This is a genomic window from Pseudomonas sp. SDO5591_S426 (genome assembly GCF_054070755.1).
Window position 1 is genome coordinate 1 of record NZ_JBSVXD010000364.1, and the last position, 2591, is coordinate 2591.

Below are 2591 nucleotides of genomic sequence, written 5' to 3' on the forward strand. Positions count from 1 at the left end.
GGGCCTGGCATTCAATGATGATTGGAATGACAGACCGCGATCGCGAGCAGGCTCGCTCCTACAGGGATTTTGTGGTGTTGTTAGAGGCCCAGCAGCGACAACATGATGAACGTCGCAAACAGCACAAAGTGAGTCATGCCTTCGATGGCGTTGGTTTCGCCATCGTTGAGGTTGATCGCGCTGACGATCAGGGTGATGAAGATCATCACGGTTTGCACCGGGGTCATGGCCATCTGGAACGGCTGGCCGGTGTAGAGCGCCATCGCTTCCATCACCGGCACCGTCAGGATCACCGTCGACAGCGACGCGCCCAACGCGATATTCACCACTGACTGCATGCGGTTGGCCAGTGCGGCCCGCAGCGCAGTCAGAATCTCCGGCGCCGCAGAAATCGCCGCCACCAGAATCGCTGTAATTACCGGCGGCGCGCCCGTTCCTTCCAGGCCCAAATCGAGGGTCTTGGACATCACCTCAGCCAATGCGCCGATCACCACCACGCCGAATACCAGAATGCCGATGGACAACGTCAGGTTGACCGGTGCCGGCTCATCTTCCAGCGGCTCTTTTTTGCGGCGCTTGTCCGGGTAGCTGTAGCTGAAAAAATAGCTGTGCGGCCCGACCTGCATGCGCAGGAACAAAGCGTAAAGCACCACCATCGCGCCGATGGTGAACGCCGAATAAAGCTTCCAGTTGGCTTCCGGGATGAACTCGGGTACCACCATCGAAACGCCCATGGCCGTGAGGATCATCACGCTGTAGCTGCGCGCCGAGTCATCGTTGTAGGACTGCTCGCCGTGCTTGAGCCCGCCCATCAACGCCGCCAGACCGAGGATGCCGTTGATGTCGAGCATGACTGCCGAGTAGATCGTGTCGCGCACCAATGTCGCCGAGGCTTCGTTGCTCATCATGATCGCCAGGATCACCACTTCCACCAGCACGGCGGCGAGGGTCAGGATCATCGTGCCGTAAGGGTCGCCAACCTTTTCCGCCAGCAACTCGGCCTGACGGGCCACGCGCATCGAAGCGGCGACGATGAAGGCGATCAGCACCAAACCGGCGCTCAACGCGATGGCCTGACCGCTGTGCAGCAACCAGTGCTCTAGCGGGAAGGCGACCAAAGCGGCGATCAGGGCCAGCAGCAGAAAGGTTTCTTGCTTGAGGACAGTGAGCATGTCGGACCTTTGCCGTGGAGAAGCGGATAAGCGACTGACTGCGGGGCGGCGCTAACGTTTCGTTAAACCTTAGCGCACCAGTGGATGGCAGCCCTGTCAGGCCATGCACTTTTATCGGCCTCAAGGGCCCCATCGCGAGCAAGCTCGCTCCTACAGGGGAACGCGGTCAAATGTGGGAGCGGGCTTGCCCGCGAAGGCCGCGCCTCGGTTTCAAGTTGTTTGTTGTCTTGTTGGTCAGCAATTTGCATTGACCCTGTCCACACACAACAAAACGGGGTTCGAATTCATGCAAACACGTCCGCTGCACAAACTGCTGTGCGCCGCCATCGGCCTGGGGATCAGCCTGACTGCCAGTGCCGCCGACCCGCTGAAAGTCGGCTTCGTCTATATCGGCCCGATCGGCGACCACGGCTGGACGTATCAGCATGAACAGGGACGCAAGGCACTCGCGGAAAAACTCGGCCCGCAGATCACCACCAACTACGTGGAAAACGTCGCCGAGGGCGCCGACGCCGAGCGGGTGATCCGCAACATGGCCAAGGACAAGTACGACCTGATTTTCACCACGTCTTTCGGCTACATGAACCCTACGCTGAAAGTCGCCAAACAGTTTCCCAAGGTGACCTTCGAACACGCCACCGGCTACAAGCAGGACAAGAACCTCGGCACCTACCTGGCGCGCACCTATGAAGGTCGCTACGTCGGCGGCTTCCTCGCGGCGAAGATGACCAAGACCAAGAAGATCGGCTATGTCGCCTCGTTTCCGATCCCTGAAGTGATCCGCGACATCAACGCCATTCAACTGGCCCTGAACAAGTACAACCCCGGCACCGAGATCAAAGTGGTGTGGGTCAACTCGTGGTTCGATCCGGGCAAGGAAGCCGATGCCGCCAACGCGCTGATCGACCAGGGCGTGGACGTGGTGTTCCAGCACACCGACAGCCCGGCGCCGATCCAGGCGGCCGAACGTCGCGGTGTGTATGCCGTGGGCTACGCTTCGGATATGGCGCACTTCGGGCCGAAAGCGGTGCTCACCTCCATCGTCAACGACTGGGCGCCGCACTACATCCAGGCGACACAGAGCGTGATCGACCACGCCTGGAAATCCCAGGACTACTGGGGCGGTTTGAAAGAAGGCACGGTGGAACTGCCGATCAGCGACCTGGTACCTGCCACCGTAAAAACTGAAGCCGAACAGATCATCACCGACATCAAGAGCGGTGCACTGCAACCGTTCACCGGGCCGATCAAGGATCAGGCTGGCGTAGAGAAAATCCCGGCGGGGGTGAGCGCGACCACGGCGGAACTGGCGTCGATGAACTATTACGTGGAAGGCATGAAGGCCGAAATTCCCAAGTAAAACACCGCTCCCTGTAGGAGCTGCCGCAGGCTGCGATCTTTTGATCTTGTTTTTCAGAA

The 2591-nt window shown here is 59.6% G+C and carries 2 protein-coding genes; one reads left to right on the forward strand and one right to left on the reverse strand.

The features are described 5' to 3' along the window. Positions 1-80 precede the first annotated feature (80 nt). Positions 81-1172 (reverse strand): calcium:proton antiporter, encoded by a 1092-nt coding sequence (locus ACW9JC_RS29950; RefSeq protein ID WP_338584563.1) that lies wholly within the window; start codon positions 1170-1172, stop codon positions 81-83. 286 nt (positions 1173-1458) lie between these two features. Between ACW9JC_RS29950 and ACW9JC_RS29955 the strand changes: the two genes are divergently transcribed. Then, on the forward strand, positions 1459-2532 hold the full coding sequence (locus tag ACW9JC_RS29955; protein ID WP_457459566.1) for a BMP family ABC transporter substrate-binding protein: 1074 nt from the start codon (positions 1459-1461) through the stop codon (positions 2530-2532). Positions 2533-2591 lie beyond the last annotated feature (59 nt).